Annotated in this window: 14 protein-coding genes; 6 read left to right on the forward strand and 8 right to left on the reverse strand. The window is 36.5% G+C overall.

Going from position 1 to position 16,135, the window contains the following annotated elements; genetic code table 11:
- Nucleotides 1–44: 44 nt before the first annotated feature.
- From ACFOW1_RS13370 to ACFOW1_RS13380, 3 genes are all read right to left on the reverse strand, one after another.
- Nucleotides 45–2,135, reverse strand: a complete 2,091-nt coding sequence (locus ACFOW1_RS13370) for an LruC domain-containing protein (protein ID WP_379014917.1) — start codon at nucleotides 2,133–2,135, stop codon at nucleotides 45–47.
- Between the two features lie 355 nt (nucleotides 2,136–2,490).
- Nucleotides 2,491–3,459 carry an electron transfer flavoprotein subunit alpha/FixB family protein gene (locus ACFOW1_RS13375; RefSeq protein WP_379014919.1) on the reverse strand — a complete coding sequence of 323 codons (969 nt, stop codon included), beginning with the start codon at nucleotides 3,457–3,459 and terminating at the stop codon, nucleotides 2,491–2,493.
- 127 nt (nucleotides 3,460–3,586) lie between these two features.
- The gene (locus ACFOW1_RS13380; protein WP_379014920.1) at nucleotides 3,587–4,330 is read right to left on the reverse strand and encodes an electron transfer flavoprotein subunit beta/FixA family protein; all 744 of its coding nucleotides are present in this window, start codon (nucleotides 4,328–4,330) and stop codon (nucleotides 3,587–3,589) included.
- 155 nt (nucleotides 4,331–4,485) lie between these two features.
- Here ACFOW1_RS13380 and ACFOW1_RS13385 point away from each other — a divergent pair, with 155 nt between their 5' ends.
- The 3 genes from ACFOW1_RS13385 to ACFOW1_RS13395 all read left to right on the forward strand — a co-directional run bounded on the left by ACFOW1_RS13385 (nucleotide 4,486) and on the right by ACFOW1_RS13395 (nucleotide 6,835).
- Nucleotides 4,486–4,797 carry a tetratricopeptide repeat protein gene (locus ACFOW1_RS13385; protein WP_379014922.1) on the forward strand — a complete coding sequence of 104 codons (312 nt, stop codon included), beginning with the start codon at nucleotides 4,486–4,488 and terminating at the stop codon, nucleotides 4,795–4,797.
- 96 nt (nucleotides 4,798–4,893) lie between these two features.
- Entirely contained in the window at nucleotides 4,894–5,619 is a 726-nt protein-coding gene (locus ACFOW1_RS13390; protein ID WP_379014923.1) for a ThuA domain-containing protein, read from the forward strand.
- Nucleotides 5,620–5,677: 58 nt separating this feature from the next.
- Nucleotides 5,678–6,835, forward strand: coding sequence for a Gfo/Idh/MocA family protein (locus tag ACFOW1_RS13395; protein ID WP_379014925.1), 1,158 nt, complete (start codon nucleotides 5,678–5,680; stop codon nucleotides 6,833–6,835).
- Nucleotides 6,836–6,896: 61 nt separating this feature from the next.
- On the opposite strand, the gene ACFOW1_RS13400 is transcribed toward ACFOW1_RS13395, so the two are convergent.
- The 3 genes from ACFOW1_RS13400 to ACFOW1_RS13410 all read right to left on the reverse strand — a co-directional run bounded on the left by ACFOW1_RS13400 (nucleotide 6,897) and on the right by ACFOW1_RS13410 (nucleotide 8,304).
- Nucleotides 6,897–7,043, reverse strand: coding sequence for a hypothetical protein (locus ACFOW1_RS13400; RefSeq protein WP_379014926.1), 147 nt, complete (start codon nucleotides 7,041–7,043; stop codon nucleotides 6,897–6,899).
- Nucleotides 7,044–7,113: 70 nt separating this feature from the next.
- Entirely contained in the window at nucleotides 7,114–7,314 is a 201-nt protein-coding gene (locus ACFOW1_RS13405; RefSeq protein ID WP_379014928.1) for a hypothetical protein, read from the reverse strand.
- Between the two features lie 42 nt (nucleotides 7,315–7,356).
- On the reverse strand, nucleotides 7,357–8,304 hold the full coding sequence (locus tag ACFOW1_RS13410) for a bifunctional riboflavin kinase/FAD synthetase (RefSeq protein ID WP_379014929.1): 948 nt from the start codon (nucleotides 8,302–8,304) through the stop codon (nucleotides 7,357–7,359).
- 134 nt (nucleotides 8,305–8,438) lie between these two features.
- Here ACFOW1_RS13410 and ACFOW1_RS13415 point away from each other — a divergent pair, with 134 nt between their 5' ends.
- Nucleotides 8,439–9,608 (forward strand): AIR synthase related protein, encoded by a 1,170-nt coding sequence (locus tag ACFOW1_RS13415; RefSeq protein ID WP_379014930.1) that lies wholly within the window; start codon nucleotides 8,439–8,441, stop codon nucleotides 9,606–9,608.
- 70 nt (nucleotides 9,609–9,678) lie between these two features.
- Nucleotides 9,679–10,380, forward strand: coding sequence for a cell division ATP-binding protein FtsE (locus ACFOW1_RS13420; protein WP_379014931.1), 702 nt, complete (start codon nucleotides 9,679–9,681; stop codon nucleotides 10,378–10,380).
- A gap of 69 nt (nucleotides 10,381–10,449) precedes the next feature.
- Here the strand turns inward: ACFOW1_RS13420 and ACFOW1_RS13425 are convergent, their stop codons facing one another.
- Entirely contained in the window at nucleotides 10,450–11,229 is a 780-nt protein-coding gene (locus ACFOW1_RS13425; RefSeq protein ID WP_379014932.1) for a DUF6515 family protein, read from the reverse strand.
- Between the two features lie 206 nt (nucleotides 11,230–11,435).
- On the reverse strand, nucleotides 11,436–14,030 hold the full coding sequence (locus tag ACFOW1_RS13430) for a M1 family metallopeptidase (protein WP_379014934.1): 2,595 nt from the start codon (nucleotides 14,028–14,030) through the stop codon (nucleotides 11,436–11,438).
- A 163-nt stretch (nucleotides 14,031–14,193) separates the two neighbouring features.
- On the opposite strand from ACFOW1_RS13430, the gene thrS reads away from it, so the two are divergent.
- Nucleotides 14,194–16,131 (forward strand): threonine--tRNA ligase, encoded by a 1,938-nt coding sequence (gene thrS, locus ACFOW1_RS13435; RefSeq protein ID WP_379014935.1) that lies wholly within the window; start codon nucleotides 14,194–14,196, stop codon nucleotides 16,129–16,131.
- Nucleotides 16,132–16,135 lie beyond the last annotated feature (4 nt).

Here is a 16,135-nt window from a genome sequence, read left to right on the forward strand (position 1 = left end):
GGCTTCTATCTGCCTAAACTATAACCATATATCCATGAAAAAAATTATTTCGTGTACAAGTTGGCTGAATTTCTATAGCCTGAACTTGTGTTGCTATACCAATCGGTATAAAGTGTGCCACCCGAATTAGCCCAATCTAAGAAATGTAAATACGCTTTTGAGATATCTACGCCTTCTATAGGGTAGGTAAATGGTACTGTAAAACTTAAAGCCCAAGGATGATTATCTTTTGTAAGATAATATTTGTTGGTAGAAGCATTAGAGGCATCTTGTAAAGTACCTAACAAGCTTTTATCAGCAAGATCGGTCGGTAATTGACCAGGTAAATGCACTTCATATGTTCTACGTTTATTGCTGATAACAAAAGGATTAAATGGTGCAGAACCTAGTGATAATTGAGAAATAGGCGTATTAAACTGTAAGTAAATGTGTGATGTATCGCCATTAATTTTCGATTTTGTCATGTCTGTATTTAATATTGAGGCTTTGCCCGGGTTACTAATTAAGTTAGAGTAATCATCAAAAGGTACAACTACCGCTTTAGTCTGTCCTGCTTCTGTTCCGTTACTATTTAAATTGATATACGTATTTTTTGCGCTTTGCCCTGTTACAATTTTTACATCGCTAGGTTTAAAAGGAAATTGAATACCAAAGCCATTATAATAAACCGCACCTGCTGCGAGTGGCGCATAATCTGCATAAAATTCTACCACATTATTCTGTGAATTGGCTATAAACTTGTACCGATAACTTACCACTAAGTCATTTAAATCGTAATCGCCTGTTACTGGCCATAAATCTTCAAAAGCTAACGTGCCCCAAGTATTTTGTGATGGATAATAAGAAATATAAGCCCTTGTTGGATCGTTTGGAAAAGCATCGTAAGCATCCGATACGCCATCACCGTCTGAATCTGTAGGAACTAATAATTGTTGTACAGCTTGGGTTGAAATAGCATCAACAGGATCGGAAGATGCATAGATGCAAACATCATTAAAATCGTGATCGCAACTAGCATAAGTTCTATTCATGTCTTCAAAACCAATAATATATTTACCATTATTGCTTAATAAAACGGTATGTCTTTTTAATGAATCTGTTGGTTCTGGATTAAAATTTGAATTGGTATAATATGCCGGTGCAGCTGTATTAAAGGTTTGGTAACTTCTCCATGCATCGGCAAATAATACAAAGCCAATAGTTTTTCCTGCATTAAAAGTGCCCAGCCAAATTTTATCGCCTGATTTTAAACTACCATCACTATTCACCATACTGGCATTTGGCAAAAGTGTATAAATTGTATCAATATCTTTCGCGCTTGCAGGGGGATTTTTTGTATCGTAAACATAATACCCCACTGTATTTCTATAACCGGCGCCTTCATAGATAAAAGTTGCCCAAACATTCGATGTTTTAGTAACATCAATATTTGATGCCGCACCATTTGCAATAAACTCAGGATGTAATTTAGGTACCGATTTACCTTCGGGTAATGAATAGCTAATATAACTCAACATTTCAGAAGATATCACGTCACCAGTAGGTTCTAGATATAAAGGTCTGCCATTAACATCTGCATTTCCCATAGACTTAAAATACGCACCAGTGCCGCCTACGCCCATAGTAGTATAATTACTTTCGGTAAATAAAATATGCCCTTCTTTACTAAAAGTACCCGCAATATTGCCTTTAGAACCTTGGGTACCACCAAGTGTACAATTGAGCGTGTTACCTACTAAAAATACTTTGGCATTATGTAATAAACCCAATGATGATGGATCAACAATCAGAGTATCTATATAAGCTGGTACAGACAAGTTGGTGTTGATAGCGCCTTGCGCATTAGTAATGGCGGTTAGGGCAACTTCACCAATATTGCCATTTTGGTAGAAATAAACCTTTACAGGAATATTGTTTAAAGGCACATCTGTATTGGTTAATAAAGAGATGCTTACTGAAATTGTTTTATTAGTGGCATAATTAAATCCATCTGGCGCTACTTTGTTTACTGTAGTTATTGCTGGGTTAACAACGCTGCTGGCGTCTTTTTTGCTACAGGCAGCTAGTAAAACAAAAGCGCCACAAATAGACAATACCATAAGGTTTTTCATGAGAATTGGAAATAAATTTTTCATAGAATATTAGGTTGTTTATAAAATAACCATTCTTGTGCCAATGCATTTATCAAACACAAGTGGTTGATTTTCAATTAAAATAGTTTAGGATAGGCGTATTATTTATTCCAAAATATGGAATGTGTTCACTTTTTGGAATAAATGCTATTAGAAAAGCGCTAACAACTAGATTTAAGGGGGTTCTAGATGAGCATGTGCCACTGAGAGGTTTATCAATAGGAGTGGCTTCATGGTTATTAGGACTTTGGTTATATAAAGTTGGTGCTTTTGTACAACATATTCGGTATTATGGGCATAAAAAATGCCATTTACAGGGCTGTAAATGGTATTTTAAACGTATTACTACAAAAAATACTTAAGTGCTAGCGTGTAGCTTTTTAATTTCCTCATTCAATTTCGGTACAACGTCAAAAGCATCGCCTACTATGCCGTAGTCGGCTGCTTTAAAAAATGGCGCTTCTGGATCTTTATTTATAACAACAATTACCTTACTTCTATTTACACCAGCCAAATGCTGTATAGCGCCTGAAATACCAATGGCAAAGTATAAGTTTGGTGCAATTTGAAAACCTGTTTGACCCACGTGTTCATGGTGAGGGCGCCAATGCGCATCAGCAACGGGGCGGCTACAAGCAGTAGCTGCATGCAAGGTTTTGGCAAGGTCTTCTATCATACCCCAATTTTCAGGGCCTTTTAAACCTCTACCACCACTCACTACAATATCAGCTTCTGTTAATGGAATTTCACCAACAATTTTAGTAACTGCTGCCACACGCACTTTAGAAGCATCTACAGCAACATTAAGTGCTACCACATCTGCAACACCCTCACCTGCAATAGTTGTAAAACTATTTGGGTTTAATGAAATAACTTTCATTGGTGAGTTAATATTTACATTGGCAAAAGCTTTACCGCTAAACACCGTTTTCTTGACAATAAAATTGCCACTGCTTGTATCTGGCAAAGCGCAAGCACCAGTTACCACACCAGCTTTTAAACGAGCCGAAACCCTTGCTGCTACTGCTTTACCAGTTTGGTTATGGCTAAATACCAATACCGTTGCACCGCTAGTAGTAACTGCCTCAGCTATGACTTTGCTATATAACTGTGCATCAAGGTGGTTTAATGTTTCGTTGGCTACTTGGTGCACTTTTGTGACACCGTATTTACCCAAGGTTGATAAATCGTCGGTTACTGTACCAAGTAATAATGCTTCTGCAGTGGTGCCAATTTGTGCAGCTATTTTTGCTCCAAAAGTTAAAGCTTCGAAAGAAGACTTTTTAACTTGACCGTCTGCATGATCTACAAATATTAAGACTGACATATTGTTGAATTTGAAATTGTTAGTTGAAAAAGGTGATTAAAGGACTAAACGTACAAGTGTACGACGCAACGATGTTTAGTTGAAAAACAACAGCCTGTTACATAAAAATTATTACTAAAAGCGAAGCTTAAATAGCTTTAGCTTCTTCGTGTAATAATCTTACTAATTCAGCCACATTGTCTGCGGATACTAATTTAACACCAGCTTTTGCAGGAGGTAATTCATAACTAACCACACTCGTTAAAGCGTCTATGGCTGCTGGTTCTACCACTTTTAAAGGTTTGGTACGGGCTGCCATAATACCACGCATATTTGGTATACGTTGTTCAGCAACGCCTTTTGCGCAGCTTACAACCACTGGCAATTCAGCTTCGTTGGTTTCTTCGCCGCCTTCAATTTCTCGAGTTACGGTTACAGTATTACCTGCAATTTCAAATTTTGTTGCCAATGATATATATGGTGCGTCTACTAATTCGGCAACAATGCCACCAATTGATGAACTATTATAATCTATCGTTTCTTTACCTGTGAAAATGAGGTCGTAACCACCTTGTTTCGCAACTTCTGCAATTTGTGCAGCGATAAAATAACTATCAGTACTATCAGCATTCACCCTAATAGCTTCATCACCACCAAGTGCCAACGCTTTTCGAATAATAGGCTCGCAATCAGTACCACCAACGGTAATAAGATGCAAAACAGTAGCGGGGTCTTTTTCTTTTAATTCGATAGCTCTTACCAAAGCATACCACTCATCATACGGATTGATAATCCATTGTACACCTGCGTCTTCAAACTTGGTATTGCCATCTTTGAAGGCTATTTTTGAAGTCGTATCAGGTGTTTTACTAATGCAGACTAAAATTTTCATGTGCAGATTTTTTTATTTTATTTGCCGCATGATGATGGCGATATTACTATCTTCATATGACAAAACTAAATGGTTGTTTATGCAACTAATTTACAAATATAGGCTTGTTTTGTTGTGCAAATGTTTAGGTTAAAATATTAATTAAGAAATTTTTTATGGACAGAATTGAAAAAATATTGGAGTTTTTAAAAGCGAATCCCAAAGATAATTTTCTAAGACACGCATTGGCACTAGAATACATCAAATTAGGCGATGATTTAAAAGCCAGAATTTTATTTGAAGAAATTTTAAAAGACAGCCCAGATTATGTAGGTTCTTATTATCATTTAGCGAAATTATTAGAAAAATTAGAACAAACAGAGAAAGCTATTGAATATTATGAAATGGGTATGGCAGCGGCAAAAGCTGCCAATGATAACCATGCCTACAGCGAGTTACAAGCTGCTTACGAAGATTTGATTTATTAACAACAACCGCTACCATTTACTGTGAATTTATTGCTTAAATACTGTTGCCCTTTGTTTCAGTTAAATTTGTTTTATTATCGATTTAATTGCTTGATTATGAAAAAATTAGCTTTTTTTTTAGTATTGGTTAGTTTGGCTTTTTGCCAATTGAATGCGCAAACAATCAAACTATTGGCCATTTCAAAAACCAATGGTTATAGGCACGCTGCAATACCTGCTGCAAAAGCGGCCTTAACGTTAATGGCACAGCAACAAAATTGGAGCATTAGCTTTACAGAAGATTCATTACAATTTAGTGATTACAAAGCTTTGAAGCAATATAATGCGATTATTTTTGTGATGACAACAGGCGATATTTTTAGCGATAAAGAACAAGCGGCCATCCAAAAATTTGTAGAAAGAGGTGGCGGCTTACTTACGATCCATACAGGCACTGATACTGAATATGATTGGCCTTGGTACAATGCAGCGCTTGGGGCAAAATTTAAAAGTCACCCGAAACAACAACAAGCACGGTTTTTAGTAAAAGATAGCGTGCATCCTGCCACTAACATGTTACCAAAAGAATGGGTACGTTTTGATGAATTGTATAATTTCAGAGATAGCATTCCTACTAATTTGCATGTATTAATTGAACTTGATGAAACAAGTTATACTGGCGGTACGATGGGTAAACATCCAATCGCTTGGTATCAAACAGTGAAAAAAGGTCGGGTTTTACAAACGGCACTTGGTCATACAGATGCTAGCTATAAAGAGCCTTTGTTTTTGCAACACTTACAAGGCGCAATAGCGTGGGTGAGTAAGGCAAACACTCAATAATGAAATATCAAATGATTAGCATTTAAATACAAACAGTTAATATAAAACGCTTCTATATATGAAAAGAAAATTACGAATGGGAATGATAGGTGGTGGTCGCAACGCGTTTATTGGTGCAGTACATCGCATTGCGGCCAATATTGATGGTTTGATAGAATTGACTTGTGGCGCCTTGAGTAGCAATGAAGAAAACGCAAAATTATCTGGTAAAGATTTGTTTTTAGCGGATGATAGAATTTATACTAGCTACGCAGATATGATTACCAAAGAAAGCCAATTGCCAGCAGATGTACGTATGGATTTTGTGTCAATTGTAACACCTAATCATTTGCACTTTGAACCAGCAATGATGGCTTTAGCACATGGCTTTCATGTAGTAATAGACAAGCCTTTAAGTTTTGATTATGAACAAGCAGTTGCTTTGCAAAAAAAAGTAGCAGAAACCGGCTTATTACTAGCTGTAACGCATACCTATTCTGGCTACCCAATGCTTAAACAAGCCAAGCAAATGATTGCTGAGGGCGCTTTTGGTAAAATAAGAAAAATATATATAGAATATCCGCAGGGTTGGCTGAGCAACTTTGTAGAAAGTAGTGGAAGCAAGCAAGCAGCTTGGCGCACTGACCCAAAACGCAGTGGCATTGCTGGTTGTATGGGAGACATAGGTACACATGCAGCTCATTTGGCAGAATATGTTTCGGGCTTGCACATCACACATTTGTGTGCTGATTTACAAACATTTGTAGAGGGCAGACATTTAGATGATGATGGTAATGTGTTATTAAAATTCAACAATGGTGCAACTGGTGTTTTAATAGCGAGTCAGGTTGCTGCGGGTGAAGAAAATGCCATTAGACTGCGTGTTTATGGTGAGAAAGGGGGCGTAGATTGGTGTCAGGTAGATAGCAATACTTTACTAGTAAAATGGTTAGATAAACCAACAGAAATATATAGAACAGGTAGTGGCTATGTAGGTAGTTTTGCGGCACATAACACACGTGTGCCAGCGGGTCATCCAGAAGGCTATTTAGAGGCTTTTGCCAATATTTATAGAAATTTCTCACTTACACTTAATGCAAAACGTAATGGCGAAACGCCTACAAAGGAAATGCTCGATTTTCCTACTATTGCAGAAGGTGTAAGAGGTATGGCATTTATAGACTCTGTAGTTGCTTCGGCAAAATCTACAGAGAAATGGACTGAGTTTAAGGTGTAAAATATTATAACTTTCTTTTAAAGAAACAGCCCGCAATCTTTAATTTTTGCGGGCTGTTATTTTATTTCATTTTTAGAACTGCGTAGTAAGGATGCGCTGGATTTACCAATAATTCTTGCCGCGTAGGATGGACTAAAACATCCATTTCTTCCATTGGTATGGCACCTAAAAGTGGTTCTGCATCACCTTTAAAACAAAAGCATTGCATGTTGCTTGTCTATTTTTAAATTTCACTTCAATGGGTCCTACAACATCATATTCCGCAACTGAACCATCCGCTAATTGTGCTTTACGTTTTGCTTAAATGGTAATTGTAGTTGCGCTTGAATGCTCTCATTAATAGCCATCATAAATGCACCCGTATCTACCAGCATATTTACGTGCATACTTTTGATGTCTTCAACACCAATTATATTACGTTTTGCTAGCGTAATATCCTCCGCATTTATTAGTTCAATATCAGCATACACTAAGGCCATAAGTATTTTCGTATCAATTCAAATTTAAACAATTATTGCATATTAAGCCAATAATTCCTTCGCTTGAACTGCATCCTCTTTCAACTGATTTTTTAAGGCATCTAAGCCATTAAATTTTACTTCCCCGCGGATATACGCCTGAATATGCACTTGAATAGTTTGGTCGTAAATGTCTTCGTTAAAATCAAAAATATTTACCTCAATTACTCTTGCTCCACCGTCAATGGTAGGTCTAATGCCAATATTCATCATGCCTTTATGACTGTTAGCTGTTGACTGTTGGCTATTGACTATTGACACTATTACAGCATACACACCATTTGCAGGAATCAATTTTTCTTCTGTAGCAATGGCTATATTAGCCGTGGGATAACCAATGGTTCTACCCAATTGATTGCCTTTTACCACTGCACCTTCAAAAAAATAAGGATACCCCAAAAGTTGGTTGGCGGTAGTTATATCATGTTCTAGTAATGCTTGACGAACTTTGGTACTGCTAACGGTAATTTCATTTAATATTTGCGCATTAATTTCTATGACCTCAAAACCTAAAATTTCGCTCATTTTTTCAAGTAAATGATAATCACCCGAACGATTTTTACCAAAACGATGGTCGTAGCCAATAATGATTTTACTTGGTTTAAAATATTGATAGATAAAATCTTTACAATAAGCTTCGGCAGATTGATTCGCAAAAACTTCCGTAAATGGCACTACCACTAAATGATGTATGCCCGCTTCGTTGAGTAGCATAATTTTTTCATCAAGTGTGTTGAGTAAAGCAACATTACCGCCGTAATTACCTACTATTTTTCGCGGATGTGGATGAAACGTGATGATAACCGTTTCGCCACCAATCGCCGCTGCTGTGGCTTTTAACTGATTTATAATTTGCTGATGACCTTTATGAACACCATCAAAAGTACCGATGGTGATAACGGCATTTCTAAATTCGGGTAACCGGGCTAAATCTCTGTGTACTTGCATCATAAACTGTTGCAAATTTAGGACTTAGCAATAAGAATATGCTATCTGTATACTAACTCGTTAATGGTTCGATTGCATTACTTACTTTCGCAACTTTTAAGACCTATCAATCTTACTTCATAAATCATAAATGTCTTATGTCTTTATACTCTCAACGTGGTGTTTCGGCGCAAAAAGAAGAAGTACACGCTGCCATTAAAAAATTGGATGCTGGCTTATATGCCCATGCATTTTGTAAAATGTATCCAGATTATCTTGGTGGTGATGATCATTATGTGAATATTAGTCATGCTGATGGTGCTGGCACGAAAAGTATTTTGGCGTATTTGTATTGGAAAGAAACTGGCGATATAAGCGTATGGAAAGGTATTGCGCAGGATGCGGTAGCAATGAATTTGGACGATTTATTATGTGTAGGTGTGGTAGATAATTTGTTGTTTTCATCTACTATTGACAGAAATAAATCGGTCATTCCTGGTGAAGTGTTAGAAGCAGTAATCAATGGTACGCAGGAGTTTTTTAACCAGTTAAAAGATTTTGGCGTAAATATTCACTATTTAGGTGGCGAAACTGCCGATGTAGGTGATGTGGTGAGAACTATAGCTGTAAACGGCACGATGACAGCAAGATGGCCTAAAAATAAATTGGTAACCAACGATAAAATTGATGCTGGAAATGTAATTGTAGGCTTTGCAAGTAGTGGTAAAGCTGTGTACGAAACTGACTATAATAGTGGTCTTGGCAGCAATGGCCTTACAAGTGCTAGGCACGATGTGTTGAGTAAATATTATGCTGAAAAATATCCTGAAACCTTTGAGCCAAAATTGAATAGCGAAGTTGTATACATTGGTAAAAATAAAGTAGAAGATACATTTACTATTGACAATTCACAATTCACTATTGGCAAATTATTATTGTCGCCAACAAGAACCTATGCACCTTTGCTAAAAGCCTTGCTAGATAAGCATTTTAATGATATTACGGGTATTATACATTGTAGCGGTGGTGGGCAAACAAAGTGTATGAAATATTTGCCAAAACCTTTGCGAATAGTAAAAGATAATTTATTTCAAGTGCCACCCATTTTTAAACTCATTCAAGAAAACTCTGGAGCAGATGATAGAGAAATGTATCAGGTATTTAATATGGGACATCGCTTAGAAATTTTTACAAACCCCAAAGCTGCCGAAGCGATGATTGCCATTGCAGCAAGCTTTGGTATAGAAGCGCAAATTGTTGGCAGGGTAGAAGCTGCAGAAGAAAAAGAATTGATGTTAAAAGGTAGCTTTGGCGAGATTAAATATTAACAAGATTGTAGGCATTCTAAACAATTCTTATCTTGTAGTTTCGTTAAAAGAATAATTCAATAGAACAATCATGGCTGAAACTGTAATATCTCTTAAAAACGTTAATATATATCAAGGCTCTAACCTAGTATTGCAAGATGTAAACTTTACCATTGAAAAAGGTGAGTTTGTGTACTTGGTAGGCAAAACTGGTACTGGTAAAAGTAGCTTGCTTAAAACATTGTACGGTGATCTTTCATTAACTGATGGCGAAGCATCAGTAGTGGGTTTTGACTTACGAAAAATGGACTGGAAAAAAGTACCTTTTTTACGTAGAAATTTAGGTGTGGTGTTTCAAGATTTTCAATTATTAACAGATAGAAACGTACACGATAACCTAAAATTCGTGCTAAAAGCTACTGGCTGGAAGGATGAACGCTTGATGGAAGAAAAAATTAATGATGTACTGAATAAAGTAGGCTTGAAAAGTAAAGGTTTTAAAATGCCTTTTGAAATGAGTGGTGGTGAGCAACAACGTGTAGATATTGCTAGAGCCTTATTAAATTCACCTAAACTTATTTTAGCCGATGAACCTACAGGTAATTTAGATCCAGAAACAAGCGATGAAATTATGCAGTTACTGTTCCAAATTGGCGAAGATTATGGCACTACCATCATTATGGCTACGCATGATTTTATTGTCATTAATCGTTACCCTTCTCGGATGCTTAAAACAGAACGTGGTAAAGTGCTTGACAGTGGTACGTTTGTACCAAACAATCATCAACATTAAAAAATATATACCACATAAAAAAAGCCACTTGGAGCGTTCCAAGTGGCTTTTTAGTTTATTTACATATATTTATTTCCCTACAACTTTATAATAAGTTCTATTGCTTTCATTGATTTGTTGGTAGTAAATATTATCAGGCGATACATACAATGTTTGCCCATTGACGGTTATGGTTCTACATTGTCCGGGTAAATTGTCAACAAAATCACCTTCTTGAATTGGTCTGTTTTGTTGAGGCTGATTTTGATTGTTGAAATTGCCGTTATTAATATTATTGCCGCTATTACTATTGTTTTGCAATTGATTGGTTTTCAGTTCACCATTTACACCAACCACTTCATATAATACTTGGTTTTTTTCATTGCGGGTTTCTTGATAGTAAGTACCGCCAAGCTCATAATATCTAATACCATCAATTGTTACAGCCTTTGCATTTTTAGGTAGTTGCGGTAGCTTAGCGCCAATTGGTGGGGCAACAACTTCATAGTTTCTATCGTCGTAACGGCGATAAAACGTATTATCATAGTAATAATAATAATCACTGCCAAAATAAAAAGGCCAATAGCCATAAGGCAATACGCTTACTCTAAAGCCAATACTTGGTCCATATGGTATATATGGCCTGTAATAAGGCACATAAGGTCTTGCATAATAAGGGCTACCTAAGCCTAAACTTATTTGAACTGACGGACGAAATATCGGAGTTGGCGCATACGCATATACTCTTGGCGAAGGATGATAATAACCCGAACGCCCCCAATAGCGTTGTGCTGAAACGTGGTTGGTTAATATTAGTAATACTACTAAGCTAAAAACTACACTTACCTTTTTTAATGAGAAAACTTTCATAGCTGATGAATTTAAAATCTGCATGTAAATTGGGGAATAATTTTGATGCCAAAAAGCTAAAATTTTACAAAATCGGTGAATAACTAATTGATACCCTTTATTCTACGAAATAAGAATGAAAAAGTTACATTACAACCTTAAAATGTAGTATCAGTAATTAAAAACGCCACAAAATGTGGCGCTTTTAATTACATACAAATTTATATTTATTTGAAGTCCTCGTCTTTTAAGCCGCTATCAATTTTAGCGTCTTTTACTTTAAAATCAATTAATTGGCCACCCATCTCGGCTTTTCTTGTAAATGGAATTTTAATACCATTTACAGCTTGATAATTGCTTAATTCTGATGAACCTGCATTGGTAACTTCTTTAATTTTTAAGCCAGTAATTTCATCATAATAAGAAGTTATTTTAATGCCACTTTCTTGCATAATGGTTATCACATAAGCTTGTGCATCGCCTACTGCTTCTAAGTTTGGCGCTAGCGATAAAGTGGCCGTACCATAATTTATTTCTGGACAAATTTGTGCATTGGCTAATAAACTTGCTTTTGCAGCTGCCGGCAAAGGTGTAACTTGACCATTTTGTTGCATACTAACACTGTCACCAGCAATTATTATTTTTAGCGGTACCATGTTCATAGTTGGCACACTTATTTCTTGGAACATTTTATTAGGCGTTTTTAATTTCAAAGTAGAAATTACTTCTATGCCTTGTACTGTACCTATCGAAGTAATATATACATCTTTTACGGCTTTTATTTTATCAGCTCCGCCAATGGCTTTGATATAATTATCAATGACTGAATTGGCTGTAACGCCTGCTGGTACTGCTTTTGCAGCAATACCTGTCCAAGTGTTATTGCTCGTATTAATATCTGGGAACTGCGCTTTTGGGTCAATTGTTACATTCACCAACTTAGATGTTGATTTATATTTAAAAGTCCATTTGCTACCACGCTCCCAAATTTCTGCTGGCAATTTTACTGTATCCGTTTTGCCATTGGCTTCTTTAATAGCTATCACCACAGGTAAAGCCATTTCTTCTAAATTTTCAATAGTAATCAAAGCGCCCTTGGTTACATCACCATCTACATACGTTACTTCTTTTACACTTTGGTCTAGTTTCCAATCGGTCATAAACCATTCTTTAAAAAACCAACTTAAATCTTCACCAGCTACGTTTTCCATTGTGCGGAAGAAATCCCAAGGTGTTGGGTGTTTAAATGCCCAACGTTTTACATAAGTTTTAAAAGCATAATCAAATCTATCAGCACCCAAAATTTGATCACGTAAAATATGTAAACCCAAGGCAGGTTTTTGGTAAGCAGCAAAACCTAAATAATTATTTTGAATAACATCTGGTGTATTCATAATCGCATCAGCATTGGGGTTAAACATCGCTTTTGCTATACGTTGCACGTTCTGTGTTTCGGCATATTCACCTTTATTAAAATCATCGGTATCAAAATCATTAATAAATGTGTTAAAACCTTCATCCATCCATGCATATTTACGTTCGTTGCTACCTACAATCATAGGAAACCAATTGTGTCCAAACTCATGATTTACCACGCCCCATAAACCACCTTTTGTTGCATTGCTACCACAAAATACAATGCCAGGATATTCCATGCCACCTACAATGCCAGCCACATTTGTAGCTACTGGGTAAGTAAATTCATACCATCTTGAACTTAATTCAATACTGTGTTTTACATATTCGGTTGCTCTGTTCCAAGCATCTTTACCACTACTTTCTATTGGATAAACAGATTGCGCCAAGCATTTTCTGCCACTTTTCAACTCAATTTTTGCAGCATCCCAAATAAACGAACGAGAAGCAGCCCAAGCCACATCTCTTGCATTAATGCATTTAAATTTCCAAGTTAAATTGGCTTTATTGGGGTAAAATGATTTACTATTAATGTCAGATGAATCTCTAATAGTAACCGTGCTTGGGCTTGCAGCCGCTTTAGCAAGTTTGGCAATCGTAGATGCAGTAAGCGCTTCAGTAGGATTGGTTAATTCGCCAGAACCTACAACCACAAGATTTGCTGGGGCGGTAATACTATATTCAAAATCACCATATTCTAAATAAAACTCAGAACTACCAAGATAGGGAATGCTGTTCCAGCCAAGTACATCATCGTAAACTTCCATGCGTGGATACCATTGGGCTACCTCGTAAATCCAGCCATTTTTAGTATTTAATCTACCCAAACGGTCTGTACCATATTCTGGCACTGTAAACGCATAGTCTATTTTTATAGACAGCTTAGCGCCATTGGCTTTAAGCGTATCTTTTAAGCGAATTTGTAGTCTTGTATCGTTAATAATAAAATTGGCTTTTTCTGCTTTACCATTTTGTATAACCGTTACTGATTTTATCTCATCACCTTTGGTGAAAGCTTTATTGGTAAATCTGCCACCTGTAACCACACTGGTTGCTTCAGCTCTAGAATCTTCACGATAAATATTTTGATCGAGTTGTAACCATATAAATGGTAGTTTATCTGGGCTATTATTGGTATAAGTAATTTCTACATTACCAGATACCTTATGTTCGGCAGTATCCAATGTTACAGCCAATTTATAGTCAGCACGGTTTTGCCAATATTTAACCCCAGGTTCACCACCAGCGGTGCGGTATTCATTACCATTGGTGGTGTAAAATAATGGGTTGAAAACTTTGTGCTGATCGTACTTTGAAGCGGGAGGTGTAGCGTTTTGTGCTATACTCATTTTTGCGTTGCCTATTAAGACAAAGAGTGCAATTACAGATGCTTTTACAAATTTCATAAATGCTAATAAAATGATTAAGATTTAAAATTAGTAGCCTTCTTGTTCTGAAACAAAAAGAATATTACCAACTGGCAAATTAACAGTACAAAACCTTCTTCTTTTGTAAGCAATGCATTTGTTACATTTGCAAGCCTTAAACAATTTTAAGCGGCGATAATATATGATTAACATTAGTTTCCCAGATGGTGCAGTAAGACAGTATGAACAAGGCGTAAGTGCACTAGATGTAGCAAAATCAATTAGTGAAGGGCTTGCCAGAAAAGTTTTGGCTGCCAATGTAAATGGACAAGTATGGGATGCAACAAGACCGATAACGTCTGACGCATCATTGAAATTAGTAACCTGGGATGATAATGATGGTAAAAATACATTTTGGCATTCGTCTGCACATTTAATGGCTGAAGCGGTAGAATCTATGTTTCCTGGCGTAAAATTTTGGGTAGGTCCAGCTTTGGAAAAAGGTTTCTATTACGATATGGATTTAGGTGATAGAAAACTATCTGACGAAGATTTGGTGATTTTAGAAAAGAAGATGAATGAATTGGCAAAAAAGAACAACCTATTTATTCGTAAAGAAATTTCTAAACCAGAAGCGTTACAATATTTTGAAGCCAAAGGCGATGAATACAAATTAGATTTGTTACAAAACCTGACCGATGGTGAAATTACCTTTTATACACAAGGCGATTTCACTGATTTGTGTCGTGGGCCACATATCCCAAATACAGGTTTTATCAAAGCCATTAAATTAATGAGTATTGCAGGTGCTTATTGGAAAGGCGATGAAAAAAACAAACAATTAACACGTGTATATGGTATTACTTTTCCAAGTCAGAAAGAATTAGATGAGTATTTATTACTATTAGAAGAAGCTAAAAAACGTGACCATAGAAAATTGGGCAAAGAGCTTGGCATTTACACAATGGACGATGAAATTGGTCAAGGCTTGCCTCTATGGATGCCTAATGGTACTATTATCATCGAAGAACTAGAAAAATTAGCTAAAGAAACTGAAGGTGCAGCCGGTTACAAACGAGTAGTTACACCACATATAGCAAAAGAAAGTTTGTACCATACCAGTGGTCACTTACCATATTACGCCGATAGCATGTTTCCGCCAATGGAAATGGATGGTGAAAAATACTATTTAAAAGCGATGAACTGTCCGCACCATCACAAAATTTTTGGTGCTGAGCCTAAAAGCTATCGTGACTTGCCATACCGTATTGCTGAATATGGTACTTGCTACCGTTACGAGCAAAGTGGTGAATTATTTGGCTTGATGCGTGTGCGTTGCTTACACATGAACGATGCCCACATTTATTGCAATAAAGAGCAGTTTTTCCAAGAGTTTAAAGCTGTTAACGACATGTATTTAAAATACTTCAAAATATTTGGGGTAGATAAATATGTAATGCGTTTGAGCTTGCACAATCCAGAAAAACTAGGTCAGAAATATGTAAACGAACCAGAACTTTGGAAAGAAACCGAAGACATGGTGCGTAAAGTATTGATAGAAACTGGTACACCATTTATTGAGGTGCAAGACGAAGCAGCCTTTTATGGCCCTAAAATTGACGTTCAAATTTGGAGCATCATTGGTAGAGAATTTACTTTGGCTACCAACCAAGTAGATTTTAACTCTGGTCGCAAATTCAAACTTGAATACACAACAAAAGATAATACAACTGATATTCCTTTAATTATTCATCGTGCACCATTAGGTACACATGAGCGTTTTATTGGATTTCTTTTGGAGCATTATGCAGGAAAATTCCCTGTATGGTTGTCGCCATTGCAAGTGAAAATTTTACCAATAAGCGATAAATTTATGCCTTACGCAGAAACGGTTATGCAACAATTGAAGCAAGCTGGTGTTAGGGTAGAAATAGATGAAAGACAAGAAAAAATTGGTAAGAAAATTCGCGAAGCAGAATTAAGCCGTGTGCCATACATGTTGGTACTAGGCGAGAAAGAAGTGGCCGAAAATCGCTTGTCAATTCGTCGTCAAGGTAAAGGCGATGCAGGCTCACAAGCTGTAGAAGAATTTGTAAAAAATATTACCGAAGAAATTTTAGAGCGCAGAAGTGCAGAATAATATT

Origin of the sequence: Parasediminibacterium paludis (assembly GCF_042651445.1) — a bacterium.
Classification (GTDB): domain Bacteria; phylum Bacteroidota; class Bacteroidia; order Chitinophagales; family Chitinophagaceae; genus Parasediminibacterium; species Parasediminibacterium paludis.